Genomic DNA, 26,435 nt, shown 5'->3' with positions numbered 1-26,435 from the left:
TTAAAAAAGTTATCGTCTTGATAATTATGTAATACGGGTCAGTCCTGACGACCGTAACGCCGGCGGCATTTCTTCTTGTCGGGCTTCAGGAGCCTGGGATGCCGGGGGACATAGTTCAGCTCCGGCTCCATATCGGAAAGCAACCCTCCCGGAATTTTTTCCCCGTTTCCGGAAGCCACAGCGGACGGAACGGGCGGCAGAAGTGGCGACAGGGAATTTGGCGGCTGTTCCTGAAAGTGTCCGTTGAGCATGTTCGCCGAGAATTCCTTGCCCAGACGTGAGCCGTTAAGTACGGTGCGGCTGCGGTGGTCTATAAAGGTAACGCCGTAAATCCTGTCGGTTCCGTTGCGGCGGAGAACCAAGTCTATCTGTTCTTTCGCCAGGCGGTCACGGAAATCCCGTTCGTCCACGGACTGGCGCAAAGCGTCGGCCACTAACGGTCGAAGCCGTTCACGGCACGGATCGGACTTGATCTTTGCAGCGAATTCCTGCATCTTCTTATCCAGCTGCTGTGCACCGGTCATTCTGCCCAGCCGGGAGGACTTTATGGGAGTGGCCGCCGTTTCGCCGTTGCCGTCCAAAGCGGTATAGAGTATGCCGTGGTAGGTGCGTCCACCAATTTCCCCCTTCACTTCTTCCACACCTATATTATACAGGGAAAGCAGGGCACGGAGTTCGCCCATTGTGCGGAAACGGTAAAGTTGGATCAGGGGTTTGACCGTACAGGCGATCTGCCGTTTGATGTCCCCTTTGGCAACATCTACCGGCTTCAGCTGCCACTCTTCGCCTTTCTTCTGACCTTCCGCCGGATGCAGTCCGTATTTCTGTTCCAGAAGTTCGGTAATCTCCTTGCTGCGGCGGTATTCGAACTTGTCGGAAACCTTCCTTCCCTCACTGTCGACACGCAGGGAAACGATGTGGATATGATGCCGGCCGATGTCCTCGTGCTTGAAGACAAGATAGGGCTGGTTACCGTAACCGAGCTGCTGCATGTATTCCCTGCCGATTTCCGCCAGCTGGCTGTCGGTCAGCACGTCGTCGGGATGCGGATTGAGGGAGATGTGTATGACCGGCTTCTCGGTGCGGTAATGGTTCGGCATCCATTCGAGAAACTGCCGCATGGATTCATCCGGACGGAAGCGCCCGTCTTCGGGATAGCGGAGGAGATGTGCCGAAAGGACTTTTGCCCCGTCTTCATCGACCTTGTTCTGATTGTAGGCCAGTGCGCCGTACAAGTTCTTACCCACGCTGATCCTGGCTACCATGTGAGGCGAGTTTTTGGGAAAGTTCGACAATCCGGCGGTTCAGCTCTACGAGTTCAAGGGTGAGCTTTTCAAGTCTGTAGAGCAGTGCCAATGCTTTCTTTTCAGTGAAATGGATGTGCAATTCCTTGACTGCCTGATTGTAATTCACTCCTATGGCACGGAACTGCCGGAACAGTTCCGTGAGCTTGACTACATACTCCATTGTGGCACGGTCTGTCCGGATCACCCTGAACTCTTCGTTGAAGATCCGTGCTGCGATGAACTTGGATTTGGACAACAGACCGGACTGCTCAAACATGGTGAGAAACCGTGCATGGCCGGCTTCGTCCAGATTGACCGTCTCACGGCGGATGGCCGGGTTCGGCTTGGGTAACCTGCCCCCTTTTCCCCGTGTGCGGGGACGCTTTTTCTCGTTGTTCATATATACGTTTTTTATGTGGTACAATTCCACCGGGTGGAATTGCCTCCGTCAGCTCCCCCTCCCACAATTTGCGACTTCGGAGCAAATTGCAGCCCCCCTGCAAGGGCAAGCGTTTTTTGCTGCAAAACGGAGTGGTGCTGCAAAAAACACAGCTTGCTATGTTCTGGCGAACATAAATCTTTCCTCTTTGGAGAGGAAAGAGCGCTTTCGGGGAAAGCGGGGATTGGTGACCGACGGAAGGCAAACTGCCCATTCCCGGTTGGATGGCGCAAAGTTAGGAAGTGATATAATCAGTTGTATATCACTAACATTAGCCACATTATGCCAAATGGAAGCCACTTGTGCACACGGGTGGAACAGGAGGAAAAACGGGCGGCCGATGATGGCTGAATCAGCGGTTGAGGATGTGCCTGAATGGGATGCGTAATGACGGACTGAATGACCAACCGGTCAGATAACCAACCAGACGGTCAGCCGTTGCAACGTTGGTGCGGTCGGCTGGCTGACCAGCCAACCAAGCGGATAAAAGGCTGTCTGTCCGGCGGGATGATTAGGCAACCGATTATCTTCCTGTTTGTCCGACAGGCTATGCAGTCCGCCGGATTGTGTCATGTATGGTCAGACCGTCGGTCGGCCAATCAGACGGACAATACTTCGGTCGGTTGGCTGTTCAGTCAGCCATTCCACGTCAGGAGCCGGCCACTTGAACCCCGCCGTTCCCAAACCATGAATTTCCCTTCTTTTTCCTTCTTTATTTGCGGCGTTGATTCAAAAGTATCATTTGTAAACAAACTGCATCATGGAAAAAGAAACACTCTTTATCGCCTTTTCCACGCAAAAAGGCGGAGCGGGAAAAACAACGCTGACCGTGCTGGTGGCAAGTTACCTGCACTATGTGAAAGGGATGAATGTGGCGGTGGTGGATTGCGACTACCCGCAACACAGCATTGCCGAGATGAGAAAACGTGACCTGAAAACGGTCATGGAGGACGAGCATTACAAGCTGATGGCGTACAGACAACTGCAACGGATAAGGAAGAAAGCCTATCCGATAGCGGAGAGTACGGCTGAGGACGCTGTCACGAAAGCGGACGAACTGCTGGAAAAGATGCCGGAAACAGACATCGTGTTCTTCGACTTGCCGGGCACGGTAAACAGTACGGGCGTGTTGAACACGCTGGTGAACATGGACTATGTCTTTTCCCCCATTGCCGCTGACAGGGTGGTGATGGAAAGCACACTCCGCTTTGCGAGCCGGCTGAATGACACGCTGATCGCTACGGGCAAGACGAATATCAAAGGGCTGTACCTGCTGTGGAACATGGTGGACGGCCGGGAGAAATCGGAACTGTACAAAGTGTATGAACAGGTGATCGGCGAGCTGGGACTGAAAGTGCTGAAGACCTTCCTGCCGGACAGCAAACGGTTCCGCCGTGAGCTGACAGGGGGACATAGGGCATTGTTCCGTTCCACGCTGTTCCCCGCAGACGGTACGCTGGTCAAAGGCAGCAACCTGAAAGAGATTACGGAAGAGCTGTTGTCCATTATCAGGAAGTAGGCTATGGGAAACGAACGGAAAAAAATAAACCTGACGGACATTGACGAGAACTCCATAGTCGCCTCGTTCAAGGAAGGCCGGCCGGCGGACGGGCAGGCGCAAGCAGCCGGGAATAAGGGACAGTCCGGTGAAGAGAGCGGATATGTCCGTCTGTTCATCCACGAGTCACCGGTCTGCGCACGGCTTGGCAAGACAATCTATCTTCGTAAGGAGTTTCATGAACGGATTCAGAGGATCGTCCAGACAATCGGGAACAACGAGATGTCCATTTTCAGCTATGTGGACAATGTGCTGGAACAGCACTTTGCCGCCTATCAGGACGAGATCACGAAGGAATACAGAAAACGAAGTACCGAACTGTTTTAAACCCCGGAAACCATGTCAGCAATCTTATTCTTACTTATCGGTAGCTATCTGTTATGGATAGCCGCCTACCTCTTCCACGAGCGGAACAGTCGGAGGAAGAGAGCGGAAAAAGCCGGGCAGATCCTTACCCGGATGACGGTGGACGTGAGCGAGATTTTAGGCAAAAGTACATTTTCCCTTAGCCACTCCACGCCACAAACGCCCGAAAAAATTGAAAACGAAAAATCTGTAAGCGAAGCAGGTATTTTTGTACCGGAGAAGGAAAAGTACCCGAAAATAGTTTCTGCCGAGGAACTGGACAAGCTGTTTGCCGAAGGGGGTCCGCTGCCGGAAGATCTTGAACTGATGGAAGATATGGATGTCCCGTTGGAGTTCCGGGGAGAACCGGCGGATGACAATCCTCGGATAGACGATGACGAGCAGGACAGATGCCTGCCGGGATGCACGCCGCAAGCCACGGGCATCCGCTTCGAGGATATGGGACTGGCGGTGCGTGTGACGGTCAGCGGTGAAGCGGCCAGTGAAGAGGAAAAGCTTCAGGCCGGAAAGACACTGGCTGAACTGCGCAACACGCCGATGTTCGACAAGCTGACCTTCGGCGATGCGGAGCGTGAGGAACGTATCGACTCGCTGATAGAGCTGCATCTTGCGGCATGCCGCAGACGGAATAGCCCGGACAGCGAAGCGGCGACAGAAACCATACCGGACACTTTCTCCATAAATGATATTGTTTAACGAAGTAAAACGTACATGAAGGAAAGAGATTACGGATAGCTTGTCTATTCATTTTTCACGAGAAGAAACCCAAACAAATTTAATTAACAACGGGGGACGGCGGACTTTTCCATCTGTCGTGCCCACATTCAAATTCAATTATTTTATGAATACGAAACAACTTGTGTTCGTGGCGGTTATGTTAATCGCCACAGGCTCGCTCTATGCGCAAGGAAATGGATCGGCCGGTATCACGGAAGCGACGAAAATGGTCACAAGCTACTTCGATCCGGGAACGAAATTGTGCTACGCGATCGGAGCTGTGGTAGGTCTGGTCGGCGGGATTAAGGTGTACAACAAGTTCAGCTCCGGCGATCCGGATACCTCGAAAACGGCGGCGAGCTGGTTTGGTGCGTGTATCTTTTTAATCGTGGCTGCCACTATTCTTCGTTCATTCTTTCTCTAAGAACCGGATTCACCTATATATAATAATGTATATGAATTATGAACTGAACAAGGGAATCGGCGAGAGTGCGGAGTTCAAGGGACTCAAGGCTCAATATCTTTTTATTTTCGTCGGTGGGCTGCTGGCTCTGTTCGTGCTGTTTGTTATTCTTTATATGGCCGGCGTGAACCAGTGGTTCTGCATTGCTTTCGGCGTAATATCCGCATCCGTATTGGTCCGGCTGACTTTCCATCTGAACGGCAAGTTCGGGGAACACGGACTGATGAAGCTGCTGGCCAGGAAACAGCACCCCCGCTACCTGATCAACCGGATCAGTCCCCGGAAACTATTCACGATTAAAAAGAAGAACGTATGCGTAACACACTAAAGGCTGCCACATTGGAAAGCAAGTTTCCGCTTCTCGCCGTCGAAGCGGACTGTATCATCTCCAAAGATGCGGACATCACCGCCGTCTTTGAGGTGGATCTGCCCGAACTCTTCACGGTGACGGCAGCTGAATACGAGGCTATCCATGCGGCATGGGCAAAGGCAATCAAGGTATTGCCCAATTATACGGTGGTACATAAGCAGGATTGGTTTATCCGGGAGGATTACCGCAGCCAGACGGACAAGGAGAATCTAAGTTTCCTTTCCCGAAGCTACGAGATGCACTTCAACGAGCGTCCTTTCTTGAACCATAAATGCTATCTGTACCTGACCAAAACGACGAAAGAGCGCATGAGGATGCAGAGCAGCTTCTCTTCGCTGTGCAGGGGATTCATCATCCCCAAGGAGGTGGACAAGGATACCACCGCCCATTTTCTGGATACGGTGGGGCAATTCGCCCGTATCGTGAACGATACAGGGCTGGTACACCTAAGACGGCTCGTCGGTGATGAGATTACCGGCACGGAGAATAAGGCCGGACTGGTGGAGAAATATTTCTGTCTGTCAATGGAAAATACCACTGCACTGGAAGACATCGAACTCGGAGATGACGGCCTGCGTGTCGGTGACAAGCACGTTTCGGTACATACGCTCTCGGAACTGGATGCGTTGCCCAGCAAGGTGGGTACGGACTGCCGGTATGAAAGGCTATCGACGGACAAAAGCGACTGCAAGCTGTCATTCGCCAGTCCGGTAGGCCTGCTGCTCTCGTGCAATCACCTGTACAACCAGTATATCTTTCTGGATGACAGCGGCGAGAACCTGCAACGTTTTGAGAAGAACGCACGCAACATGCAGTCGCTCTCGAAGTACTCACGGAGTAACCAGATTAACAAAGAGTGGATCGATCTGTACCTGAATGACGCACATTCGTTCGGGCTTACCTCGGTGCGTGCCCATTGCAACATCATCGCATGGACGGACAATCCTATGGAGGTGAAGAATATGCGTAATGACGTGGGCAGCCAGATCGCTATGATGGAATGCAAGCCACGCCATAATACGGTGGACGCCGCCACGCTGTACTGGGCGGCGATACCGGGGAACGGCGCTGACTTTCCGGCAGAGGAGAGCTTCTACACGTTCATCGAACAGGCTCTCTGCTTCTGGGTGGAAGAAACGAACTACCGCAGCTCCGTTTCACCTTTCGGACTGAAGATGTCAGACCGTATCAGCGGAAAACCGCTGCACGTGGACATCTCCGACCTGCCGATGAAACGTGGCGTAACCACCAACCGCAACAAATTCGTATTGGGCGGTTCGGGAAGCGGCAAGTCATTCTTTATGAATCATTTGGCGAGGCAATATTATGAACAGGGCACGCACGTGGTATTGATCGACACGGGAAACAGTTACCAGGGGCTTTGCTCGCTGATACACCAGAAGAGCGGTGGAAAGGACGGTATCTATTTCACTTATACGGACGAAAACCCGATAGCGTTCAACCCTTTTTTCACGGATGATAAAGTTTTCGATATTGAGAAGCGTGAGAGTATCAAGACACTAATCCTCACACTCTGGAAAAAGGACAATGAACCGGCGACACGTTCGGAAGAAGTGGCTCTGTCCAATGCGGTGTCCCTGTATATCAGGCGCATCAAGGAGGATGAAAGCATCGTTCCCTCGTTCAACACCTTCTACGAGTTCGTGAAAACGGACTACCGGAGGATACTGGAAGAGAAAGAAGTCCGGGAAAAGGATTTCGACCTTGCGGGGTTCCTGAACGTGCTGGAGCCTTATTACCGTGGTGGAGAATATGATTTTCTGCTTAACTCCGACAAGCAGCTTGACTTGCTCGGTAAGCGGTTTATCGTCTTCGAAATTGATCAGATCAAAGATCACCCCATTCTTTTTCCGGTGACGACTATTATTATTATGGAGTTGTTTATCAACAAGATGCGTCGTCTGAAAGGGGTACGCAAGATGATCATCATAGAGGAAGCGTGGCTGTGACATGTAAGTCTTGTATATGATTGTTCAACTTTCATTCCACGAGTTGGGAATAGAACGATTGAACCTGTTGTTCCGTCAACAGTAGCCTATGGGAACGTGCGGTATTAAGCAATGAACCCGTGCGGTAACAGAACCAACAATGAAGCCCTTCCGAAAGGAGAAGTCTGAACCGTGAGGGGATGACAACTGCCGTTAGTATCGAACGACAGGGGAGCCAGGCTGAATGGTATGAATAACGTAATGTGAACCGTTGATAAACGTCGTAACTTCGAATGAGCTGCTAATGATACTGGGCTCTAACCCAAAAGGGATGCAGTCGGTTAACCTTCTCCATGCTAAGGTTACACGGACATAACGACTGCCGGCGGATAGACGGATTCTAACCCATTCGTTTGTCATATACAAGAAACATGGTAAACCCGTACTTCTCCTGTGTAACAGCAGGTAAGCAGACCGTAAGTGAAGCCGAATGGAGTGCGGGCAGAGGAATGCGGAGAAAGCGAATGCCGTTCTGTAATGGGACGGATAGAGGTTGAAACATCACCTCACACGAAAGTGGGCAGACTTCCGCATGGTGGATGTTTTACAAGAAACTTATAGAACTTATTAAAGGAGAAAAGCAAATGAACGAAATTAAAACATCGTGTGCATCTACTGACCGTAAATGGAGCACTTGGGAAAGCATAGACTGGAACAAGTGTGTGATAGCGGTTAATAAGCTACAAGCACGTATTGTAAAAGCTCAAAAGGCGGGCAAACACGGCAGGGTGAAATCCTTGCAGTGGGTGCTGACGCATTCGTTTTACGCTAAGGCTTTAGCCGTAAAGCGTGTTACATCAAACAGTGGCAGTGACACCGCAGGCGTTGACAAGGTGAAATGGTCAACTCCCAATGCCAGATTCAAGGCTATCGGTGAACTGAAAAGAAGAGGCTACAAGCCCCAGCCGTTAAAAAGGGTCAATATCAAAAAGAGTAACGGGAAATTACGTCCTTTAGGTATCCCGACAATGAAAGACAGGGCTATGCAGGCATTATACCTGCTTGCGTTGGAACCTGTATCGGAAACAACTGCGGACAGTAATTCCTACGGTTTCCGTAAAGAGAGAAGTACCGGAGATGCAAGGGAACAATGTTTTTGTGTCCTTGCGAAGAAAGCTTCTCCCGAATGGATTATGGAGGGTGACATCCAAGGTTGTTTCGACCACATCAGCCACGAATGGCTGCTGAACAATATCCCTATGGATAAAGTGATGCTGCGGAAATGGCTCAAATGCGGTTTCGTCTTCAACAAGGAGCTATTCCCCACGGAAGAGGGCACTCCACAGGGCGGTATCATTTCACCAACTCTTGCGAATATGACACTGGACGGACTGCAAACTATGCTTGCAGAGAAGTATCACAAGAAATTTGTAACCAGGAAAACGACGACCTACTATCCTAAAGTACATCTTGTACGCTATGCGGATGATTTTATCATCACGGGTAGAAACAAGGAAGCTTTGGAAGAAATCAAACCGTTAGTAGTGGACTTTCTCAAAGAAAGGGGATTAACCCTGTCGGAAGAGAAAACAAAGATTACACATATTGATGACGGATTTGATTTTCTTGGGTACAATATCCGAAAATACAAAGGAGTGCTTCTAATCAAACCGTCCAAAAAGAGCCTGAAGAAATTCATGCAGAAAATCCGAGGAATCATCGATTCCAATAAAGGAAGCAAACAGGAATCACTTATAAGGCTCTTGAATCCTGTGATAACAGGCTGGGTAAACTACTACAAGAATTGTGTGGCTTCTGACACATTCAGAAAAGCTGACTACCTGATATTTGAAAAGTTATGGCAATGGGCTACAAGACGACACCCCAAGAAAGGCAAATATTGGATTGCCGACCGATACTTTACACGGGTAAAGAACCGTAACTGGTGCTTCGTGGCAAACTTCAAGAAAGGCAAGACTGATGACAGGATTGCTCTGAAAAGGCTGTATGACACAAAGATTACCCGATATGTCAAGGTAAAAGGTGAAGCAAATCCCTTTGCCCCCGAATGGACAGAGTATTTTGAAAAGCGCAAGACTTACAAGATGCTACAGTCGCTCAACGGTAGAAAATCGTTGCTGTACATGTGGGAAAGACAGAACCATTTATGTCCCGTATGTGGTAAACCCATAGACAAGGAACATCCTTGGGGAACTTCCCAACAAACAGTCAACGGCAAGAAAGTAAATAATCTGCTACATGACAGTTGTAGAAGAAAAGTCATTCAAACTAATAAGATGTAACTATGAGCTGGTTTCTATTAAATAGAAATTTAACACTGCTTGAGCCGTATGATTGGAAACTTTCACGTACGGTTCTGAGGGGGGAAAGGGGCAGTAATGCCTCTGACCTACCCGGCAAGGCCATTGCCAAAGAAGGGATGGCGGACTATATCCGCTACCTGTTCAAGACTGTCCGCAAATTTTACGGAGAGGCGGTTGTTGTGACGCAGGAAGTCGATGACATCATTTCCTCTCCTATCGTGAAGGAGTCCATAGTGAACAACAGCGACTGCAAGATTTTGCTTGACCAGAGGAAGTATCTTAACAAGTTCTCGCAGATACAGTCCCTGCTGGGTCTGACGGACAAGGAAAAGGCGCAGATCCTGTCGGTGAATATGTCTAATGATCCAAGACGCAAATACAAGGAGGTCTGGTTTGGGTTGGGGGGTGTGCAGTCAACAGTGTACGCCACGGAGGTATCACTCGAAGAATACCTTTGCTATTCGACCGAAGAGAGCGAGAAGGTGGAACTGGAAGGGCTCACAAAGGAACTGGGCGGCAATATCGAACTGGCTATCCGAAGGCTTGCGGAAAAGAAACGGAATCAAAACAATGAAATACCGTAAGTGCTTATGGAGTATGAAACCTTGTTTCCGCTCTACTGGATATGCGGGGAGTGGAAAAGCAGCCGCAAGTCGCCGCCCGTCACCGTATTCCGTGATGGTGGTACATACAAGATTGCCCTGACCTACCACCTTGATGCGGTGGTGGTCGGCACGATCCACCAAAGCGGCGGCATCATCTGGGCGGATCTTCTGGGAAGGGTGCAGCTCGCTTATGACCGGGAGGAAGACCGTCTGGTGCTGGCTACCGAAGAGATATATGTACGTGCGGATGATTCATAAGAAAAAGGAGAACTCCGGTTCTCCTGTAAATGGAAAGAAAACTATCCGATTTATTTAACGTTAAAATTTTAAAAGACATGAAACGAATAATGGCTGTCTGTCTGGCCGGGCTGCTTTGTCCGACTATGGCGGTAAAGGCGCAATGGGTAACGTTCGATCCCTCGAACCTTGCACAAAGCATCGTGAATACGACCCGTAACGTGGTGCAGACCACGACGACGGCAGAAAATATGGTGAAGAATTTTCAGGAAACAGTCAAGATCTACGAACAGGGGAAGCGTTATTACGACGCTTTGAAAGCGGTCAACAATCTGGTGAAAGATGCCCGTAAGGTGCAGCAGACCGTTCTCTTGGTCGGTGAAATATCGGACATCTATGTAAATTCTTTCCAGAAAATGCTGACGGACGGGAACTATACGCCGGACGAGCTTTCGGCAATCGCCTCCGGATATGCGAAGATGCTGGAAGAAAGCAGTGGTATGCTGAACGAGATGAAGATCGTTGTGACCTCCACCGGCCTTTCTATGACGGACAAGGAGCGCATGGACGTGATAGACCGTGTGTACCGTGACGTGAGAAACCAACGCAATCTGGTCAGGTATTACACGAACCGGAACATCGGTATCTCTTACCTGCGTGCGAAAAAGAAGAATGATACCCAAAGGGTGCTGGACTTGTACGGAACGGACAATCAAAAATACTGGTGACATGACAGGCGAGGAAACTTTCGGCAACCTTCACGAAGTGTTGCGTAACCTTTATGACGAGATGATGCCGCTCTGTTCGGACATCACGGGTGTGGCTACCGGAGTGGCTGCGCTGGGTGCGCTGTTCTATGTGGCCTCACGGGTGTGGCAGGCTCTTTCGAGAGCCGAGCCGATTGACATTTATCCGCTCTTCAGACCTTTTTGTCTGGGGGTGTGCATCATGTTTTTCCCCACATTCGTTCTGGGGACTATCAACGGTATCATGAGTCCGGTGGTCACCGGCTGCCACAGTATCATGGAAGGCCAGACACTGAACATACGGGAGTATTCCGAGAAGCGGCAGAAACTGGAATACGAGGCGATGACGAGAAATCCGGAAACGGCGTATCTGGTCGATAACGAGGAATATGAACGCCAGATCGAAGATCTGGGATGGTCGCCTTCGGATTTGAAGGCCATGGCGGGCATGGCGGCGGAACGCCTCAAATACCAGGCCAGGCAGAGCGTGAGCAATTTCTTCCGCAGCTTTCTGGAACTGCTGTTCCAGTCGGTTTCGCTGGTACTGGACACGCTGAGAACCTTCTTCCTGATCGTATTGAGCATTCTGGGACCTCTGTCATTCGCCATATCGGTGTACGACGGCTTCCACAATACAATGATCCAATGGATTTGCCAGTATATCAGCATCTATCTGTGGCTGCCCATATCCGACCTGTTCAGCTCCGTGCTGGCAAGGATTCAGGTGCTGATGATCGAGAAGGACATCGCCGCACTAAGCGATCCCGCCTATGTGCCCGACGTGAACAATTCCGCTTACATCATCTTCATGCTGATAGCCATTGTGGGCTATTTCACCATTCCGACAGTATCCACATGGGTGATTCAGGCATCGGGAGCCGGCAATTACGGCAAGCAGGTCAACTCGTGGTCACTGAAGGGCGGACGTGCGGCTGCCGCCATCACCGGTGCTTCCATCGGGCATATAGCCGGCAAGTTAAGAGGAAGATGAACCAACGTAAATATTAGAGATGTATGGAATTTAAAAGTTTAAAGAATATAGAAACGAGCTTCCGGCAAATTCGCACGATGGGGATCGTGTTCGTTTCGCTCTGTGCCCTGGTTACCGGCTATGCTCTCTGGAGCTCCTACCGGTTCGCCGAACGGCAGAGGGAGAAAATCTATGTGCTGGACAATGGGAAGTCCCTGATACTTGCTCTTTCCCAAGACCTTTCGCAGAACAGGCCGGTGGAGGCGAAAGAACATATCCGGCGTTTCCACGAGCTGTTTTTCACCTTGTCGCCCGACAAGGCGGCTATCGAGTCGAATATCCGCCGGGCGTTGTTCCTGTGCGACGAGAGTGCGTTCCGCTACTACAAGGACTGGGAGGAAAAGGGGTATTACAACCGTATAATCTCGGCCAATATCAACCAGAGCATCCGGGTGGACAGCGTGGCGTGCGATTTCAACAGCTACCCGTATGTGGTGACAACTTACGCACGGCAGTCGCTCGTCAGGTCGAGCAACATCACGGAACGGAGCCTTGTAACCCGTTGCCGGCTGTTGAACTCGGTCAGGTCGGACAATAACCCGCACGGCTTCACGATGGAGCAGTTCAATATCGTGGAGAACCGGGATTTGAGAACCGTTGAACGATAACTTAAAAAAAGACAGGAAATGAACCGATTGAAAAAATGGATCAGGTACGTGCCTGACAGGATAGACGCCGGACTCCGCTATCTGTGCGGACGGATGTCGCCCGATGTACGGCTCGTCTGCGTGGTGGCCATGCTCACCGGCTTCGGCTGTCTGTCGATATACATGACGGTATCTTCGATATACCGCATCGGCAGGCATGAGGGGGAGCAGTTGCAAATGGAGCATATCAGGCGGATGGAACTGTACAGGGGGATAAACAAGGATAGTATAAACATTAAAAATCAGGTGGATTATGGAGAACCTAAAAAATCAGGAACGGCAACCGGCGAACGCTGCAACGTCTGAAAAAGCGGAAGAGAAAGGGCAAACGCCGAAACAGGGGAAGAAAGAGGCCAGACCTCTGACTCCGGAAGAGATGCTCAAACGAAAGAAGATGCTCGTGTATCCGTTGTTCTTTCTCGTGTTTCTGGGAGCGATGTGGCTGATATTCGCTCCTTCTGACAGCGACGAGCCATTAAGGGAGGGATTCAACGTGGATGTCCCGATGCCGGAGGACAAGGGGCTGCCGTCGGATAAAAAGACCGCCTACGAACAAAGTGCCTTTGAAAAGAAACAAAAGGAGAAAATGAACACGCTCCAGGATCTGGCGGTATCGCTGGAACAGGAAGAGCCGGTGGCGGACGAGGTATTCCTGACGGAAGAGGACACGGACAACGGCAGTCCGTCTATCCGTTCCTCCGCCAATGCCTATCAAGACATCAACCGGCAGTTAGGCAGTTTTTATGAAATACGGCCTGCGGAAGATGACCAGAAAACGCTGGAACTGGAATGGCGTATTCAGGAGCTGGAGCGTCAGGCGGAGGAAGAGCGCAAGGCCAGAGAAAACGGTGAGGAACAACTGCGGCTGATGGAGAAGTCCTACGAGATGGCGGCAAGATACATGCCGGGCGGTGGTGAAACCAAACAGGTCGCCGTGTCCTCCTCTACGGGTAAAATGCCGGTCTGCCCGGTTACGCAGGTAGCGGAACGGGTGGTTAGCCTGCTGGCCGCACCCTTGTCCGATGAAGAGTTCGCCAGACAGTACGGCAAGCCCAGAAACATGGGTTTCCACACGGTGGGGACAGTCCGGAGCCGTACGGAAAGGAACGGTATCCGTGCCTGCGTGTACAGGACGGTAACGGTTTCGGGCAGCGATGGTCAGGAGGTGGGACTCCGCCTGCTGGAGCCGGTGCAGGCCGGAGAGTTGTACATACCCGCCAACACGATACTGACCGGCACGGCGAAAATCAGCGGTGAACGCATGGAAATCACCGTTTCCTCGGTCGCCTTTCAGGGAACAATCCTGCCGGTGGAACTGGATGCTTATAATACGAGGGGCATGAAGGGCATTGAGGTCAGGGGATCGCAGGAGCTTACCGCCGTCAAGGAGATGGCGGCCAACATGGGTTCGGCAATGGGAAGCAGCATCAATATCTCCAGCAATGCCGGTGCACAGCTGGCTGCGGACTTGGGCAAAGGGGTGATACAGGGCGCATCGCAATACCTTTCCACAAAGTTCAGGAGTGTCAAGGCGACTTTGAAGGCGGATTACGAGCTATTGCTCGTGTCAAGACAATAAACGGTTAAAATCAATTTATTAATCAAGAAAAAACAACAAGCATGAAAAAAGTAATTTTAATGATGGCTTTTGCCATTGGTATGACCGGTGCGTATGCACAAAAGACCGTGAAAGTGGGAAAGACGGGAAATGACACGGAAGAAACGGCGGATTCCGGAGAAACGGGAACCACGCCGCTGCCGGATAAGGAGGACGCAAGGCGCAGCCCGTCCACCGGTGATTTGTTTGACGGGCTGACACGTCCGGTGACATTCGACCGGATGGTTCCTCCATACGCCTTGGAGGTGACATTTAATAAAACTGTACACCTTATCTTCCCGGCTGCTATCAAGTATGTGGATCTGGGATCGGCTGACATTCTTGCCGGCAAAGCGGACGGTTCGGAGAACGTGCTTCGGGTGAAAGCGGCGTTGAGGGACTTCTCCCGTGAAACGAATCTGGCGGTGATCACGGATGACGGCAGCTATTATACATTCAACGTGAAGTATGCGGACGAGCCGGCCAAGCTGAATATCGAGATGAAAGACTTCATCCATGATGGCGAGGCGGTGAACCGGCCGAACAACTCGCAGGAAATCTACCTTACGGAACTCGGCAGCGAGTCCCCGCTGCTGGTACGGCTGATCATGAAGTCCGTCTATGACAACAACAAACGTCTGGTGAAGCATATCGGCTGCAAGCGCTTCGGTATCCAGTATATCCTGAAAGGGATTTATACGCACAACGGTCTGCTTTATTTCCATATGGAACTGAAAAACGCTTCCAACGTGCCATTCTCCGTTGACTTTGTCACTTTTAAGGTGGTGGATAAAAAGGTTGCAAAACGTACCGCCATTCAGGAACAGGTTATCGTGCCGCTTCGTGCCTTCAACTATGTGACGGCGGTTGACGGAAAGAGCACGGAACGGACGGTATTTACCCTGCCCAAATTCACCCTTCCGGATGACAAGCAGCTGGTTGTTGAGATGAACGAACAGAACGGGGGAAGGCATCAGCGGTTTATTCTGACTAACGCCGAGCTGATCCGTGCCAGAGTCATTAACGAGCTGAAGGTGAAATAGTATGAAAAGGGTATCTGTTATTATATGTATGTTTTTGTACTTTGTCCTGACGGACAAGGCACATGCCCAACGTTGCCTGCCCGGTACAAAAGGGCTGCGTATTACCGCCGGCATGACGGATGGCTTTCACACTGCGGACAAACGTAACGAGCTGGGTTACCATTTCGGGATGGGAATGGACAGGTATGTGAACGGCTGCCATAAGTGGGTATTCAGTGGCGAGTATCTCCAGAAGTATTATCCATACAAGGACATACGTGTCCCGGTTTCCCAATTCACTGCGGAAGGCGGCTATTATTATAATTTCCTTTCGGATGCCAACAAGGTGTTTCTCTGCTATGCCGGCGGTTCGGTGTTGGCGGGATATGAAACCGTGAATTGGGGCACAGGCATGCTGTTCGATGGTTCACGCCTGTGTGTCGGGGATGCATTTGTCTATGGCGGTGCGGTATCGCTGGAGATAGAAACCTACCTTGCCAACCAGGTGGTATTGCTGTTCCATGCCCGTGAGCGTTGCCTCTGGGGAAATGACAGCGGACACTTTCATTTCCAGTTCGGGGTGGGATTGAAAATTATTTTGAATTGATAAAACAATAATAGAATGAAAAAGATGATTGAAAGCATGATTATAGCAGGTGGTATGCTGGTAGCCTTGTTATATATGACCGCCTGTTCTGACAAATTGGACGTTCAGCAGATGTATGAGTTTGATCTGGCGACCTTGCCGGTGCAGACGACAATCGTAAAGGGCGAGGAAGCGGAAATCCGTTGTCAGCTCGTAAGAAGCGGCGAGTATCAGGACACCAAATACTTCATCAGGTACTTCCAACCGACAGGCAAAGGGGAGCTTCGCATGGAGAACGGTACGGTTTTGTTGCCGAACGACCTGTATCTGTTACCGGAAGAAACATTCAGGCTCTATTACAGGTCATTTGGCACAGACCAGCAGAAAATAGACATTTACATTCTTGATTCCTTCGGTCAGGTTGTGCAAAAGTCTTTTGCCTTTAATAATGAAGCGGAAGATGAAAAGGAGGATACCGAATGATTTATGCCGGATATACCCCGAAAAAAAAGCAGCGATAACGCTGAGTAGAGAAACTGAATGAAAATCTAATAAGATAGCTCCCCTTACCGGTTTCCATTCCGGTAAGGGGAGCTTGTTCCTGTATTATTTCTTGTCCTCTTTCTTTTTAAGCCACTCGTTGCATTGTCGCCTGCACTCTTCCAATGTGGGCTTCACACAGGAGAAAAGTTCGTTGTCTGCCGTATCCCTATAATCATAGTGATAGAACGTGCGCCTTTTCCGTCCTACGGTCATTTGGAATTTTTCATATTTCTCACCCGTCTTGCAGGTTGAAACTCCGTTCTCGTTCATTTTTGTTGCCATAACTTATGATTTTATAGTTCGTGAATATTAAAACAGACTTAACTGTCGGGGCTGTGTGTATTTCCGCTTGATTTCCAACAGTTTTCCTTTCAGACTGCGGATAACCTTTGGGTTGTAATTGCTTCTGTCGGAAACAGACCAACGTTCCGCTTTGTTGTATTGTCGCTCCAACAGAAGGATTCCTTGTCGGACAGCTTCCTTATAATCTCTGACAGGTTCATCCCAAACGGACGGGTGGCTACCGCCTCCGGCTGTGCCGGTACACCAGTCGATGGCTACCGCATACGTCCCGTCAACGGATTGCCCGATATGGATCGTGTTGAAGGTGTCTAACTTGATTTCCTCTATTATCGGCAACATGCCATTTATCCAACCGTGTTCGTTGAACTGCTTGCCGACATAACCGAAAATCATCCCTCTTTCATACGTGCGTACATTGAGTATGATATGTCGTACACTCTTGCCAAAACTCTCGAAATAAGCGATTTGTTCCGTGTCATTACGGCGTACTGCCAACAAGTAACGGAGGACTGCACTACGCTCTACCCTGCAAGGGTTGTACTCTACAATCTCCTGCAATTTCTCTTCTCGTGTCATTTGGGATATTGGTTTCATATCATTTATGTATTAGAGGGTTAAAATGTTGCAATGAATAACCGGCTTTGGATGAACTGCATACTTCCTTTGGAAATGCGCTGGTTGCACCAGAAATGGTGTGAGCCGTAGCCGTAGGTGAAAAACTCGTCCAGTTCGGCCGTTTCCCGAAGTTTGTTAATGGATTGACGGAGTTCCTCTTCTGTCCGGCAAAAGAGAAGGGTGTTTACCAGTCGGATAAGGAGTGCAGGGATTTTTTCATCCCATGCACAAATTGTGGTTTCAAACGTTACGTTCATATTTTTCTGATTTATTCATTAGACAGTCATTTTCAAAATCTCTCTCCAGTATATCGGCTCCACCTCACTGAGAAGGAAATCGATAAAATCTTTTCTCGCTTCTTTGCACAATTCCTGGTAAAGCTCTCCAAAGGTGGTGATGTTGCCGTTCAGGTAGGTTTCCACCATGTACTCGAAAATGTTGCTTACCTCGTAATATCTGCACTGCTGTGCGACAGTCCTGCTGTATCGTTTCATAAGGCTTTATTTATAAAGATTTATAATGATTCTGTTCACCATCCGTGCTTTTCCTACGGTATAATAAGTACCGCCATAGGGCTGCTTGTCCCAATAGGCTAAAACAATCTCGGAGTTGTCAATCAGGTAGTCGTTCCTGTGGTGGAAGCAGCCTTTGCGGTAATCTTCTCGGAGAATGACCGTTTCATCGGCAGTTTTCATTATCCGGTCGTATAAGGACTTGTTCTCCGGCCGGTATCTGTTTGACTGCCGGCTGAACGGCACAACGGCAATGAGTCGAATGTCCGTGTATTCCGCTTTAAGGGCAGTTACCGCTTGGGCTGCAAGCAAATCGAAGCCTTCCGCCATTCCGCTTAGAAAGTAACGATAGCCCAGACTATACAACCTTTTCACTTGCGAAACTATATCCAGATAAAGATACAGCATACGGACTTGGAGGATACGCTCTGAACGGTGTCCGGTGAACGCTACTGATTTTGTAATATCCATTGTCATAACTGTGTGTATTAAAGTATTAATAACCAAATGATAATCCCGACTACGACAGCAAAGGAAAGAATGGAAACCAGATAACCCCATGCGAAGCGGATCACGTCCGTTATCAGTTCTTTTACGAGCCACAGACCGATAAACCACGCCAAAAGACTGCCACCGTACAGACTCCAACAGAAGCCTGAAAGAATGAGCCGAACCGACCAGCCAAACAATTTATGCAGAGGCAGATTGAGTCTGTTCTTATTTCCGTTATGTATTTCTCTTGCTGTTTTCATAATCACGACATTTTTTTTATGCATTGACGAGTTGAGCTGACTTATTTCATGTGCGTCAAAAGGTAGGGTTCAGGAAAAACAAGGTTTTTGGAAAAAATACCTCGTGCCATTTATGGCGCAGGGAAGATTTTTTTCAAAACCGGAACGGCTTGACCTTGTTTTTCCGTTAAGAACCCGAAGTACCTTTGCACTTGAATAAGTTAGTTTAATTCGTTCCTTTGCTTTAAATGTGGAGTGATGGCTACTGAAAACAGTGAGAGAAATACCCCGAAGGAAGTTAGCCTTAAACTTTGCTTAAAATCGTTGTGTTATAAATCCCTTATACATAAAGCGATGATTAATACGAAAAAATTCTACCTTTGTGTTAGCGCTGCAAATAGCATCGTGTAATGTGTTCGTTTACCGTAGTCCAGAAATCGCCAATTTCAAAAATACAGAGGTAAATGAACCGGGTAGGTTATATACTTTGACGTAACCTGTCGGTTCACTCTGTATTGAGCGTTTGGCGATGCTTTGGACTTGTGACTGGCAGCGTTACGTCAATTTAATATACTAACGTTATTGTTATGGATTTACAATCGACTCCCCTGAAAGGAGTAGTCCGGTCTTCAGAAGATGGGCTTTTCTATCTGTTTCCCATTCAGAGTCTATCTACATTGCAAGAGATGAAAGGGCATTTGACCTGTGCGATAGATGTCTTGAGCAATCCGGATGAAAGTGATGTGGAAAAGCGTTTGGACGCAGTTCGGACATTGAACAGCCTTGTGGCTGCATTGAGTGTTAATGACGGTGATCACTATGATGTGATAGATACTGCCTTTGAGGAGATCAGAGAGTAAAAAAACAGAGCGATATAATAAAAGCCTTCCTATTTCAAAACCGGAAAAAAGAAAGGTGTTGTACTGTCCAATGTGTGATTCATCGCGCTTGTTTGTACAACACTTTTCTGCGGTTTTGTATGGATGAAAGATTGTTCCGGTTCCGGAAGAATGGGAACGTTCTTTCTACTGATAATAATGTGGCTTTTATTCCGTTATTGGGGTTGGGGATTGAAATGTAAGAACTTCATCTGTTCCGTTATTAATCTGTTCCTGTTCACGCTCTTTACGCCGTATTTCTTTTTCCTTCTTTTTGGTTTTAGTCTTTATTTCCTGTTCTTTAAGGATTTGCTTTAGGGGCTTTACTACATCAGGACGTTCCTTTTTGAAACGTTTATAGAAGATCTCTTCTATAAATTCCGGTAAGGGGGCTTTCCACGGTTCTTGCCGGTGGTTGTCTATCTTGCCGAGTTTATCGGGATTGAGTCCAAGTTCACGGGCCATTTGTACATGGGTGTCCGATAGCCGGTGTCTCTTTTGGGCGGCTATCCATTTTTCGATTTGGGATTTCTTGATTGTCATATTACTTTTGATTTTCAGACTTTATTGTTTTACCTAAAAACAAACCGGTAACGGATTTTGCACCGAGTTGTATCAGTTTTCGTTTCATTTGCGTGAAGTTCTCGCCGGAAGAGATAATGTCATCTATTAAAAATACGTCCCGGCCTTTAAAATAATCGGGGTGAAAGATCAAGTTGGATAACTTGTCTTGTCCGTGAGTTCCTTTCATCTGCTCACGGTCTTCTTTTATCCATGTGGCACGAAATCCGTCCACGACTTTAAGCCGACGTGAGAGAAGGCTGCAAAAACGGGCGAAGCGGGTGATGTTCCGTTCACGGGTTGCCGCTGGTATGGGGATCAGCACGGCGTTGGCGGCTTTCTCCTTAAAGAACGGCATCCGGGCGATACAAAGCGAGAAGATCTTGGCGACAAGGGCTGCTTGTCGTCCTTCTTTAAATCTAAATACCAGATTGCTCGTCTTTCTGTCAGATACCGATATGTCCTTGCATCTGGTCGGGTAATAATCGTGGATATAGAAACACAAGGCTCCGTCGATACGCATCTTGCCTTTGAAATGGGTATTGTATGGGAAGAACCGGCGCACGAAATCGCTCTCGAAAGTAAAGTGGAGTATATCACGCCAAAGGGTGAGCGTGGTTTCATCCTGTACCCGATAGAGTTCTCCGTTGATACTTTCTTTATCCGATAAACCAATGCCGATTATCAGGTGGTCATTGAAAGTGTCTTTTGATACAATATACCAATCAAAAGATTGGCAGATGCTCACGATGTCACAGTTATTGGTGCAAAGGAAGTAGAAGGTATTGTCAGACCTTTGGATAATCAGAAACTCGCCGGACATTTCGGAAAGGCGAAAATAGTTGCTGATATGGGCTTCCTCCACCTCGCTGAAGGATACGGATATGGTGAGGTTTTCTATCATGACATTGTTATTTGGCGTAAAGATAGAAATTTCGGGAGAAAAAGAGGCCTTGCCCGTTGGATTTTCGGGTAAGGCTCGCTATTTACAGGTTTCTATGCACGTTAGTTATAAGAAATGGTAGTCCGGTTGCTGTCGGGATGGAAAACAACAAGGACTTCGGGCTTTTTCTCTTGCAGGCGTTTGTACTCGCACAGGGAGTTGAGTACCCACTCACGAAACAGCTTCGTGCAATAGGTGTTGATGCGGAAGCTGAGAAATATGATCGCTTCCAGATTATAATAGGTAACAATGCTTTTGTCCTGTTTCTCGGTTATGGTCACGTCGCCGTCGTAAAGCAGGCGGGATTTGAGGATGGAGCGCACATTGGCGTCTATTGTCTGAACGAACACTCCGAACAGACGGGCAAGTTCGTGCTTGGTCATCCATACGTTGCCGTTCTCTATCTTTACACTGACGATGGGTTGTTCATCCTTGTTTTCCAAACCGGTGATGGTGATGTATCCTCTATTTTCCATAAGGCGTTGTTTTTTAAATGGTGTGACAATATAATGATTTGTTTATTCATACAGCGTTTTGCGTCGTACCTTTTTGCATATTTTTTAGTTTTCGATCCAGCATATTCATGTCATGGCTCAACTTTCTGTCCACCACACGGGCATAAATCTGTGTGGTCTGAATGTTGGTGTGTCCGAGCATCTTGGATACGCTTTCAATGGGAACGCCTTTGGTAAGGCAGATTTCCGTGGCGAACGAATGCCGGGCGAGATGGTAGGTGATCCGTTTGTTGATTTGGCAAATTGCGGCTATCTCCGCCAAATATTCATTCATCTTCTGGTTACTGATTACCGGAAGCAATCTTCCATCTTTCAACTTGCCCTCGTATTTGGCGAGAATATCCAACGGTATTTGCAGTAGGGGAATGAATGATTCCACGCCGGTTTTACCCCTGTCTTTCATAATCCACTTCTTGCCGTCCACCCCGATCTTTATGTCCTCGCTTGAAAGCGTATAGATGTCACAGTAGGGCAAACCGGTATAACAGCTAAAGATGAAAGCGTCACGCACGTGTTCCAACCGCTTTGATTTGAACTCCTTATAATAGATCGTGTCAATTTCCTCCTGCGTGAGATACCCTCTGTCGGTCTTGTCAAAATTGAACCTGAAATTCCCGAAGGGATCAATGAAGCTCAATCCGCTTTTCTGGGCAAACAACAGTATCGTATGGAAACGTTGTACAAATTTCATGGCGGTATTGTTGCTTACCTCACATTCCTGACGCAAATAAAGGTAGAAGTTCTCGATGTGGGTGACGGTGATTTCCTTCACGGGAATGTCCGACAACTTGTATTCCTTTTGCAAGAACTCTATCATCCGCTGCTTGGTCAGTTCGTAGCGGGAATAGGTCTTTTGCGTGGCAGTCTTGCCGACCTTCTTTGCATACTGTTCATTGTGCTGGGTGAAGTAACTGATGAGTGTTTTCTCCTTTTCCTCCAATCCCAGGAATGCGTTCCTGATTTTTTCCGGCAGTGCGTAACCGTCCACGTTCATCATGCGTGTGTAGTGCATGGTGATGGCCGAACGTATCTCGTCCAGTGTCTTGTTAAGTGAGGATACCCTGAGGTTTTCTTTCTTGTCCGCACTCTGTTTGTTGATGACGGCTCTTCCCGTTTTCGTGTCCCAGTTATCGGGGTGTATATCCAACTTGCTGCTGAATTGCACCTGATCACCGTCCACCGTGATACGTACCATTATTACTACATGACCGTTTTTCTTCGGTTCGTTCTTCTTTAAATAGAAGAGTGTCTTGAATGTCGATTTCATACCGTAACTCCTTTCTTGTTGCAAAGTTAATTTGTTCATTCCGTAACGGCTATGACTTTCGACTGCCAATATTCGACAAATGAGCGACTTACCTATAAATTCGTTACGGTTTTTATCGTAACGGAAAACCGTAACGAATTAGTAACGATTAATCTTCACAGGGTGGCTTTTTGAGGTCTTTTTTCTGTCGTAGGCGGGTAAGAAAAAAGCTCCTTAAACCACTGGTTTAAAGAGCTTTGTCTTAGTTTGTCGGAGTATTTTCATTTCTTCTAAGTGATCCGCCTGGGGCTCGAACCCAGGACCCCAACATTAAAAGTGTTGTGCTCTACCTGCTGAGCTAGCGAATCAAACCTTTATTGCTGTTAAGCGGGTGCAAAGATAGGTACTTTTATTTAATTTGCAAGGAATATGAGGAAAAAAGTTTGCATTATTTTTCTTCTATACCTTCTACTGGTTGATCCTCAGTGGTTTCTGTCTTATAAATATTTTCTTGATTAATGATGTATCGTTGATAATAGGAGAGCATTAGAGTGGTCAGCGGCAAAGCTATAATCATACCCAACATTCCCATTAACGATCCCCAAATAGATAGAGAGAGCAGGATGATGGCTGGGTTCAAACCGGTAATCTTTCCCATGATGCGAGGAACGAGATAGCCATCTTGTATGATTTGTACCACTATGAATACAGCGGCAGCCGAAGCTATGATGATCCAGAAATTATCACCGGTATCCGCAGCTTTCAGAATGGCAAGCATGATGGTGGGGACAAAACCAATGATTTGTAGGTAGGGCACCATATTCAGTGCACCGATGAATAATCCCAAACCAATGGCTAGCGGGAAATCAATAATCAGAAAGCCAATGCTGAATAGAATGCCTACGCACAAAGCTACTAATGCCTGTCCGCGGAAATATCTGTTCATGCCGTCTTTTACATCATTCAGTATGCCGGTTACTGTTTTCCGATATTTCTTTGGCATCAGGTGTGCCCAGCCTTCGGAAATGCTTTCGTAATCAAGCAGAATAAATACTATATATAATAGGATAAGGAAGACGGTGAAGAACCCGAATAAGAGGTTGATAGACTCCGATATAAGCGACCATAACTTAGGAACGGTTACTTTAAGGGCATCCAATATATTCTCCTGGCTGAACATTTGCTCTAAGATGTGCAGGTCAATATTTTGCCGGATAAATTCGGAGAGGGTAGTGGGGACATTGCTTGCTGTATGAGTGGTGCTGAAGTATTCTATCAATAAATCCTTTACCCGCAGGAATTCCTGAATCATGGGCGGCACAAGCAGATAGAACGCAACGCTTCCTATAACAGTGAGAGTAAGCAAGGCGCAAAAGATAGATATTATTCTGTTTTTTAGCCGTAGCTTATGCTGGAAGAAGCTTACTAATGGGTATATCAGATAAGCAATAAGCCAGGCAAGGAAGAACGGAAGCAATACGCCGCTCAATCGCTTCAGGAGCATTAATACCCCAATGATGATAGCACCGAGAATGACAGCACGGATAAAGCTGTCGAATGTAATTTTCTTACGCTCCATAAGGCTTTTGCTTTTTTATAGTTTATTCACCGGCGGCAGTCCGGTCTCCCTTTATTGCCCGCAGATAACATTCCCGACAGAGGGGTTCGTATTCAGCTGTTTCTCCCAAGAGGACTTGTTTGTCGTTCTTGACAGTGCGGTGTGAGAAGGAGGCTAATTGTCCGCACTTCACACAAATAGCGTGGACCTTGGATACTTCATCGGCAATGGCACAAAGTCCGGGCATAGGGCCGAAGGGAAAACCGCGGAAGTCCATATCCAGACCTGCTACAATAACACGTATGCCATTATTGGCAAGTTCATTACATACATCAATCAGACCATTATCAAAGAATTGTGCTTCGTCGATACCTACTACATCGATTTCTGAAGTGAACAGCAGGATACTTGCCGATGAATCAATCGGTGTAGAGGCAATGGAATGGCTGTCGTGAGATACGACCTCTTCTTCCGAATAGCGTGTGTCAATGGCAGGTTTGAATATTTCTACACGCTGTTTGGCGAATTTAGCGCGCTTCAGACGGCGGATCAGTTCTTCTGTCTTACCGGAGAACATTGAGCCGCATATAACTTCAATTCTTCCTCTACGATTGGTTTCCTGTATATGGTCTTCCGAGAATAATACCATTGTTTTAAAATGTTTATTTTAGCCGCAAAAATAACACTTTTAATGGCTTTCCGATATTTTTTCATTATTTATTTCTACATTTGCGGCATTAACATTTGTGATGCGAAAGGAAATGCAGACATTATTGGACGACATAGAACTGGATATTCAGGAACTGAAATATTTAATGAAAGTTCTTGCAACAGACGCCAATCCTACATTGAAGGTGGTAGCTAAACGGAATATACAGCAGATGCGTGCGCGACTGGATGCTTTGCAGAAACAGCTGGACGAAACTCCCGTAGAGGTAGTTGTTATTCCTGAAGCTCCTGTCGCTTCAGTGGTTATTTCCGAGCCGGTCGTTGCTCCTGAACCGGTAAAGCCGACTCCTGTAGAACCGCTCGTTGTTGAAATCACCAAGCCGGTAGAGGTCGTATCTCCCAAGCCTGAGTCCGAATCCAAACCCGAGTCTGAACCGTCCGCAATAATATCTTCTGCATCGCCTATTTTAGCAGAACGGATAAAACCGGCTACTGATCTGCGGCATGCTATCAGTCTGAATGACTCATTTCGCTTTGCCCGCGAGATTTTTGGTGGTGATACCGCCCGTATGAATGAAGTGATACGCCAGTTGGGTGCTGCTCCTTCATTGGAAAAGGCATTGGAACTCTTTTCTTCTACCGTTAATCCTGATGAAGAGAATGAAACGGTGGTTGATTTTATAGAACTTCTTAAGAAATACTTTAGTTAAAGCAGTTACGGATATGGGAAAACTTTATGTAGTGCCTACTCCGGTAGGAAATTTGGAAGATATGACATTCCGGGCTATTCGTATTTTGAAAGAGGCGGATTTGATTCTTGCCGAAGATACGCGCACTTCCGGAATCTTACTGAAGCATTTTGAAATAAAGAACGCAATGCAATCCCATCATAAGTTTAATGAACATAAAATGGTGGAAAGTGTTGTTAATAGAATAAAGGCAGGTGAAACTGTTGCGTTAATATCGGACGCAGGTACACCGGGAATTTCTGATCCGGGCTTTCTGGTAGTGCGTGAGTGTGTTCGCAATGGTATTGAAGTACAATGTTTGCCGGGGGCTACAGCTCTTGTGCCGGCTTTGGTTGCTTCGGGTTTGCCGAATGAAAAATTCTGTTTCGAAGGTTTTCTTCCGCAGAAGAAAGGACGCATGACACGTCTGAAGATATTGGCAGAGGAACGCCGTACCATGGTGTTTTATGAGTCTCCCCACCGTCTGGTGAAAGCGTTGGCTCAGTTTGCAGAGCATTTCGGTGCGGAACGTCAGGCATCTGTATCCCGGGAGATCTCGAAGATGCACGAAGAAACGGTGCGTGGCAGTCTGACTGAATTGATTGAGCATTTCACAGCTAATGATCCGCGTGGAGAAATAGTAATAGTAGTAGCAGGAATAGACGATTAAATAACTTCATTAACCAACGTA

General features: G+C 48.0%; 33 protein-coding genes, 1 tRNA gene and 3 pseudogenes. 22 read left to right on the top strand and 15 right to left on the bottom strand.

Going from position 1 to position 26,435, the window contains the following annotated elements:
• Positions 1–38: 38 nt before the first annotated feature.
• Positions 39–1,265 carry a conjugal transfer protein MobB gene (gene mobB / locus BACINT_RS21905; RefSeq protein WP_044155162.1) on the bottom strand — a complete coding sequence of 409 codons (1,227 nt, stop codon included), beginning with the start codon at positions 1,263–1,265 and terminating at the stop codon, positions 39–41.
• Positions 1,240–1,686 (bottom strand): conjugal transfer protein MobA, encoded by a 447-nt coding sequence (gene mobA / locus BACINT_RS24420; RefSeq protein WP_005800214.1) that lies wholly within the window; start codon positions 1,684–1,686, stop codon positions 1,240–1,242. The genes mobB and mobA overlap by 26 nt, the downstream gene beginning before the upstream one ends.
• 13 nt (positions 1,687–1,699) lie before the next feature.
• On the opposite strand from mobA, the gene BACINT_RS24415 reads away from it, so the two are divergent.
• The 19 genes and pseudogenes from BACINT_RS24415 to BACINT_RS21815 all read left to right on the top strand — a co-directional run bounded on the left by BACINT_RS24415 (position 1,700) and on the right by BACINT_RS21815 (position 16,425).
• Positions 1,700–2,113 carry a hypothetical protein gene (locus BACINT_RS24415; RefSeq protein WP_007667384.1) on the top strand — a complete coding sequence of 138 codons (414 nt, stop codon included), beginning with the start codon at positions 1,700–1,702 and terminating at the stop codon, positions 2,111–2,113.
• Positions 2,114–2,124: 11 nt separating this feature from the next.
• Entirely contained in the window at positions 2,125–2,655 is a 531-nt protein-coding gene (locus BACINT_RS24685) for a hypothetical protein (RefSeq protein WP_008777066.1), read from the top strand.
• A complete protein-coding gene (locus tag BACINT_RS21890; protein WP_225629627.1) occupies positions 2,549–3,244 on the top strand; it encodes a ParA family protein in 696 nt (231 codons plus the stop codon). The genes BACINT_RS24685 and BACINT_RS21890 overlap by 107 nt, the downstream gene beginning before the upstream one ends.
• A gap of 3 nt (positions 3,245–3,247) precedes the next feature.
• The gene (locus BACINT_RS21885; protein WP_005800212.1) at positions 3,248–3,610 is read left to right on the top strand and encodes a DUF3408 domain-containing protein; all 363 of its coding nucleotides are present in this window, start codon (positions 3,248–3,250) and stop codon (positions 3,608–3,610) included.
• Positions 3,611–3,622: 12 nt separating this feature from the next.
• Complete coding sequence (locus BACINT_RS21880; protein ID WP_007485388.1) at positions 3,623–4,345, top strand: hypothetical protein; 723 nt, start codon at positions 3,623–3,625, stop codon at positions 4,343–4,345.
• Between the two features lie 145 nt (positions 4,346–4,490).
• A complete protein-coding gene (locus BACINT_RS21875; protein WP_005800207.1) occupies positions 4,491–4,790 on the top strand; it encodes a DUF4134 domain-containing protein in 300 nt (99 codons plus the stop codon).
• Positions 4,791–4,821: 31 nt separating this feature from the next.
• Positions 4,822–5,157 carry a DUF4133 domain-containing protein gene (locus tag BACINT_RS21870; RefSeq protein WP_007485389.1) on the top strand — a complete coding sequence of 112 codons (336 nt, stop codon included), beginning with the start codon at positions 4,822–4,824 and terminating at the stop codon, positions 5,155–5,157.
• A pseudogene (locus BACINT_RS21865) lies at positions 5,142–7,163 on the top strand (TraG family conjugative transposon ATPase); the annotation flags it as partial. The gene BACINT_RS21870 and the pseudogene BACINT_RS21865, both read left to right, overlap by 16 nt.
• 629 nt (positions 7,164–7,792) lie before the next feature.
• Complete coding sequence (ltrA, locus tag BACINT_RS21860) at positions 7,793–9,451, top strand: group II intron reverse transcriptase/maturase (RefSeq protein ID WP_007485391.1); 1,659 nt, start codon at positions 7,793–7,795, stop codon at positions 9,449–9,451.
• Between the two features lie 113 nt (positions 9,452–9,564).
• Positions 9,565–10,056, top strand: a pseudogene (locus BACINT_RS21855) (TraG family conjugative transposon ATPase); the annotation flags it as partial.
• 6 nt (positions 10,057–10,062) lie between these two features.
• Positions 10,063–10,335, top strand: a complete 273-nt coding sequence (locus BACINT_RS21850) for a DUF3876 domain-containing protein (protein ID WP_007485399.1) — start codon at positions 10,063–10,065, stop codon at positions 10,333–10,335.
• A gap of 77 nt (positions 10,336–10,412) precedes the next feature.
• On the top strand, positions 10,413–11,042 hold the full coding sequence (locus BACINT_RS21845) for a DUF4141 domain-containing protein (protein WP_007485401.1): 630 nt from the start codon (positions 10,413–10,415) through the stop codon (positions 11,040–11,042).
• A gap of 1 nt (position 11,043) precedes the next feature.
• A complete protein-coding gene (traJ, locus tag BACINT_RS21840) occupies positions 11,044–12,051 on the top strand; it encodes a conjugative transposon protein TraJ (protein ID WP_005776801.1) in 1,008 nt (335 codons plus the stop codon).
• 23 nt (positions 12,052–12,074) lie between these two features.
• Positions 12,075–12,698: a conjugative transposon protein TraK gene (gene traK, locus BACINT_RS23955; protein WP_005776802.1), complete on the top strand. Its 624-nt coding sequence runs from the start codon at positions 12,075–12,077 to the stop codon at positions 12,696–12,698.
• Between the two features lie 18 nt (positions 12,699–12,716).
• Positions 12,717–13,043, top strand: coding sequence for a TraL conjugative transposon family protein (locus tag BACINT_RS23950; RefSeq protein WP_007485407.1), 327 nt, complete (start codon positions 12,717–12,719; stop codon positions 13,041–13,043).
• The gene (traM, locus tag BACINT_RS21830; RefSeq protein ID WP_007485410.1) at positions 12,991–14,316 is read left to right on the top strand and encodes a conjugative transposon protein TraM; all 1,326 of its coding nucleotides are present in this window, start codon (positions 12,991–12,993) and stop codon (positions 14,314–14,316) included. The genes BACINT_RS23950 and traM overlap by 53 nt, the downstream gene beginning before the upstream one ends.
• A gap of 212 nt (positions 14,317–14,528) precedes the next feature.
• A pseudogene (traN, locus tag BACINT_RS21825) lies at positions 14,529–15,377 on the top strand (conjugative transposon protein TraN); the annotation flags it as partial.
• A gap of 1 nt (position 15,378) precedes the next feature.
• Positions 15,379–15,963, top strand: a complete 585-nt coding sequence (locus tag BACINT_RS21820) for a conjugal transfer protein TraO (RefSeq protein ID WP_007667366.1) — start codon at positions 15,379–15,381, stop codon at positions 15,961–15,963.
• Between the two features lie 15 nt (positions 15,964–15,978).
• Positions 15,979–16,425 (top strand): DUF3872 domain-containing protein, encoded by a 447-nt coding sequence (locus tag BACINT_RS21815; protein ID WP_007485416.1) that lies wholly within the window; start codon positions 15,979–15,981, stop codon positions 16,423–16,425.
• Between the two features lie 123 nt (positions 16,426–16,548).
• Here BACINT_RS21815 and BACINT_RS21810 read toward each other — a convergent pair whose 3' ends face one another.
• The 6 genes from BACINT_RS21810 to BACINT_RS21785 are packed head-to-tail and all read right to left on the bottom strand — an operon-like array spanning position 16,549 to position 18,667.
• On the bottom strand, positions 16,549–16,767 hold the full coding sequence (locus BACINT_RS21810; protein WP_007485418.1) for a DUF3873 domain-containing protein: 219 nt from the start codon (positions 16,765–16,767) through the stop codon (positions 16,549–16,551).
• Positions 16,768–16,794: 27 nt separating this feature from the next.
• Complete coding sequence (locus BACINT_RS21805) at positions 16,795–17,382, bottom strand: hypothetical protein (RefSeq protein WP_005776811.1); 588 nt, start codon at positions 17,380–17,382, stop codon at positions 16,795–16,797.
• 20 nt (positions 17,383–17,402) lie between these two features.
• The gene (locus tag BACINT_RS21800) at positions 17,403–17,660 is read right to left on the bottom strand and encodes a hypothetical protein (protein ID WP_007485421.1); all 258 of its coding nucleotides are present in this window, start codon (positions 17,658–17,660) and stop codon (positions 17,403–17,405) included.
• A gap of 18 nt (positions 17,661–17,678) precedes the next feature.
• Positions 17,679–17,897, bottom strand: coding sequence for a hypothetical protein (locus BACINT_RS21795; RefSeq protein ID WP_005776813.1), 219 nt, complete (start codon positions 17,895–17,897; stop codon positions 17,679–17,681).
• Positions 17,898–17,903: 6 nt separating this feature from the next.
• Entirely contained in the window at positions 17,904–18,392 is a 489-nt protein-coding gene (locus BACINT_RS21790; RefSeq protein WP_007485423.1) for an SLOG family protein, read from the bottom strand.
• 11 nt (positions 18,393–18,403) lie between these two features.
• On the bottom strand, positions 18,404–18,667 hold the full coding sequence (locus BACINT_RS21785; protein WP_007485426.1) for a hypothetical protein: 264 nt from the start codon (positions 18,665–18,667) through the stop codon (positions 18,404–18,406).
• A 566-nt stretch (positions 18,668–19,233) separates the two neighbouring features.
• Between BACINT_RS21785 and BACINT_RS21780 the strand changes: the two genes are divergently transcribed.
• Positions 19,234–19,506 carry a hypothetical protein gene (locus BACINT_RS21780; RefSeq protein ID WP_007485427.1) on the top strand — a complete coding sequence of 91 codons (273 nt, stop codon included), beginning with the start codon at positions 19,234–19,236 and terminating at the stop codon, positions 19,504–19,506.
• Positions 19,507–19,692: 186 nt separating this feature from the next.
• Here the strand turns inward: BACINT_RS21780 and BACINT_RS21775 are convergent, their stop codons facing one another.
• The 7 genes from BACINT_RS21775 to BACINT_RS21745 form a co-directional block, all read right to left on the bottom strand.
• Positions 19,693–20,067 carry a hypothetical protein gene (locus BACINT_RS21775; RefSeq protein WP_007485429.1) on the bottom strand — a complete coding sequence of 125 codons (375 nt, stop codon included), beginning with the start codon at positions 20,065–20,067 and terminating at the stop codon, positions 19,693–19,695.
• Position 20,068: 1 nt separating this feature from the next.
• Positions 20,069–20,989, bottom strand: coding sequence for a ribonucleotide-diphosphate reductase subunit beta (locus BACINT_RS21770; RefSeq protein ID WP_007485431.1), 921 nt, complete (start codon positions 20,987–20,989; stop codon positions 20,069–20,071).
• Between the two features lie 101 nt (positions 20,990–21,090).
• Positions 21,091–21,504: a hypothetical protein gene (locus BACINT_RS21765; RefSeq protein ID WP_005776822.1), complete on the bottom strand. Its 414-nt coding sequence runs from the start codon at positions 21,502–21,504 to the stop codon at positions 21,091–21,093.
• A gap of 46 nt (positions 21,505–21,550) precedes the next feature.
• On the bottom strand, positions 21,551–22,810 hold the full coding sequence (locus tag BACINT_RS21760) for a site-specific integrase (protein WP_005776823.1): 1,260 nt from the start codon (positions 22,808–22,810) through the stop codon (positions 21,551–21,553).
• Positions 22,811–23,084: 274 nt separating this feature from the next.
• Positions 23,085–23,157 (bottom strand) — tRNA-Lys (locus BACINT_RS21755).
• 80 nt (positions 23,158–23,237) lie between these two features.
• A complete protein-coding gene (locus BACINT_RS21750; protein ID WP_007667358.1) occupies positions 23,238–24,368 on the bottom strand; it encodes an AI-2E family transporter in 1,131 nt (376 codons plus the stop codon).
• A gap of 22 nt (positions 24,369–24,390) precedes the next feature.
• Positions 24,391–24,996 (bottom strand): thymidine kinase, encoded by a 606-nt coding sequence (locus tag BACINT_RS21745; RefSeq protein WP_007667357.1) that lies wholly within the window; start codon positions 24,994–24,996, stop codon positions 24,391–24,393.
• A 100-nt stretch (positions 24,997–25,096) separates the two neighbouring features.
• Here BACINT_RS21745 and BACINT_RS21740 point away from each other — a divergent pair, with 100 nt between their 5' ends.
• Positions 25,097–25,726 (top strand): hypothetical protein, encoded by a 630-nt coding sequence (locus BACINT_RS21740; RefSeq protein ID WP_007667356.1) that lies wholly within the window; start codon positions 25,097–25,099, stop codon positions 25,724–25,726.
• Between the two features lie 13 nt (positions 25,727–25,739).
• Entirely contained in the window at positions 25,740–26,414 is a 675-nt protein-coding gene (rsmI, locus tag BACINT_RS21735) for a 16S rRNA (cytidine(1402)-2'-O)-methyltransferase (protein WP_007667355.1), read from the top strand.
• Positions 26,415–26,435 lie beyond the last annotated feature (21 nt).

The organism is Bacteroides intestinalis DSM 17393 (genome assembly GCF_000172175.1).
Lineage (GTDB): Bacteria > Bacteroidota > Bacteroidia > Bacteroidales > Bacteroidaceae > Bacteroides > Bacteroides intestinalis.
This window is presented reverse-complemented; position numbering and strand designations above follow the sequence as displayed.

Bases quoted from the DNA above. Each gene is read 5' to 3' on its own strand.
- mobB (WP_044155162.1), bottom strand. From the start codon at position 1,265: ATGGTAGCCAGGATCAGCGTGGGTAAGAACTTGTACGGCGCACTGGCC.
- mobA (WP_005800214.1), bottom strand. From the start codon at position 1,686: ATGAACAACGAGAAAAAGCGTCCCCGCACACGGGGAAAAGGGGGCAGG.
- BACINT_RS24415 (WP_007667384.1), top strand. From the start codon at position 1,700: ATGTGGTACAATTCCACCGGGTGGAATTGCCTCCGTCAGCTCCCCCTC.
- BACINT_RS24685 (WP_008777066.1), top strand. From the start codon at position 2,125: ATGACCAACCGGTCAGATAACCAACCAGACGGTCAGCCGTTGCAACGT.
- BACINT_RS21885 (WP_005800212.1), top strand. From the start codon at position 3,248: ATGGGAAACGAACGGAAAAAAATAAACCTGACGGACATTGACGAGAAC.
- BACINT_RS21880 (WP_007485388.1), top strand. From the start codon at position 3,623: ATGTCAGCAATCTTATTCTTACTTATCGGTAGCTATCTGTTATGGATA.
- BACINT_RS21875 (WP_005800207.1), top strand. From the start codon at position 4,491: ATGAATACGAAACAACTTGTGTTCGTGGCGGTTATGTTAATCGCCACA.
- BACINT_RS21870 (WP_007485389.1), top strand. From the start codon at position 4,822: ATGAATTATGAACTGAACAAGGGAATCGGCGAGAGTGCGGAGTTCAAG.
- ltrA (WP_007485391.1), top strand. From the start codon at position 7,793: ATGAACGAAATTAAAACATCGTGTGCATCTACTGACCGTAAATGGAGC.
- BACINT_RS21850 (WP_007485399.1), top strand. From the start codon at position 10,063: ATGGAGTATGAAACCTTGTTTCCGCTCTACTGGATATGCGGGGAGTGG.
- BACINT_RS21845 (WP_007485401.1), top strand. From the start codon at position 10,413: ATGAAACGAATAATGGCTGTCTGTCTGGCCGGGCTGCTTTGTCCGACT.
- traJ (WP_005776801.1), top strand. From the start codon at position 11,044: ATGACAGGCGAGGAAACTTTCGGCAACCTTCACGAAGTGTTGCGTAAC.
- traK (WP_005776802.1), top strand. From the start codon at position 12,075: ATGGAATTTAAAAGTTTAAAGAATATAGAAACGAGCTTCCGGCAAATT.
- BACINT_RS23950 (WP_007485407.1), top strand. From the start codon at position 12,717: ATGAACCGATTGAAAAAATGGATCAGGTACGTGCCTGACAGGATAGAC.
- traM (WP_007485410.1), top strand. From the start codon at position 12,991: ATGGAGAACCTAAAAAATCAGGAACGGCAACCGGCGAACGCTGCAACG.
- BACINT_RS21820 (WP_007667366.1), top strand. From the start codon at position 15,379: ATGAAAAGGGTATCTGTTATTATATGTATGTTTTTGTACTTTGTCCTG.
- BACINT_RS21815 (WP_007485416.1), top strand. From the start codon at position 15,979: ATGAAAAAGATGATTGAAAGCATGATTATAGCAGGTGGTATGCTGGTA.
- BACINT_RS21810 (WP_007485418.1), bottom strand. From the start codon at position 16,767: ATGGCAACAAAAATGAACGAGAACGGAGTTTCAACCTGCAAGACGGGT.
- BACINT_RS21805 (WP_005776811.1), bottom strand. From the start codon at position 17,382: ATGAAACCAATATCCCAAATGACACGAGAAGAGAAATTGCAGGAGATT.
- BACINT_RS21800 (WP_007485421.1), bottom strand. From the start codon at position 17,660: ATGAACGTAACGTTTGAAACCACAATTTGTGCATGGGATGAAAAAATC.
- BACINT_RS21795 (WP_005776813.1), bottom strand. From the start codon at position 17,897: ATGAAACGATACAGCAGGACTGTCGCACAGCAGTGCAGATATTACGAG.
- BACINT_RS21790 (WP_007485423.1), bottom strand. From the start codon at position 18,392: ATGACAATGGATATTACAAAATCAGTAGCGTTCACCGGACACCGTTCA.
- BACINT_RS21785 (WP_007485426.1), bottom strand. From the start codon at position 18,667: ATGAAAACAGCAAGAGAAATACATAACGGAAATAAGAACAGACTCAAT.
- BACINT_RS21780 (WP_007485427.1), top strand. From the start codon at position 19,234: ATGGATTTACAATCGACTCCCCTGAAAGGAGTAGTCCGGTCTTCAGAA.
- BACINT_RS21775 (WP_007485429.1), bottom strand. From the start codon at position 20,067: ATGACAATCAAGAAATCCCAAATCGAAAAATGGATAGCCGCCCAAAAG.
- BACINT_RS21770 (WP_007485431.1), bottom strand. From the start codon at position 20,989: ATGATAGAAAACCTCACCATATCCGTATCCTTCAGCGAGGTGGAGGAA.
- BACINT_RS21765 (WP_005776822.1), bottom strand. From the start codon at position 21,504: ATGGAAAATAGAGGATACATCACCATCACCGGTTTGGAAAACAAGGAT.
- BACINT_RS21760 (WP_005776823.1), bottom strand. From the start codon at position 22,810: ATGAAATCGACATTCAAGACACTCTTCTATTTAAAGAAGAACGAACCG.
- BACINT_RS21750 (WP_007667358.1), bottom strand. From the start codon at position 24,368: ATGGAGCGTAAGAAAATTACATTCGACAGCTTTATCCGTGCTGTCATT.
- BACINT_RS21745 (WP_007667357.1), bottom strand. From the start codon at position 24,996: ATGGTATTATTCTCGGAAGACCATATACAGGAAACCAATCGTAGAGGA.
- BACINT_RS21740 (WP_007667356.1), top strand. From the start codon at position 25,097: ATGCGAAAGGAAATGCAGACATTATTGGACGACATAGAACTGGATATT.
- rsmI (WP_007667355.1), top strand. From the start codon at position 25,740: ATGGGAAAACTTTATGTAGTGCCTACTCCGGTAGGAAATTTGGAAGAT.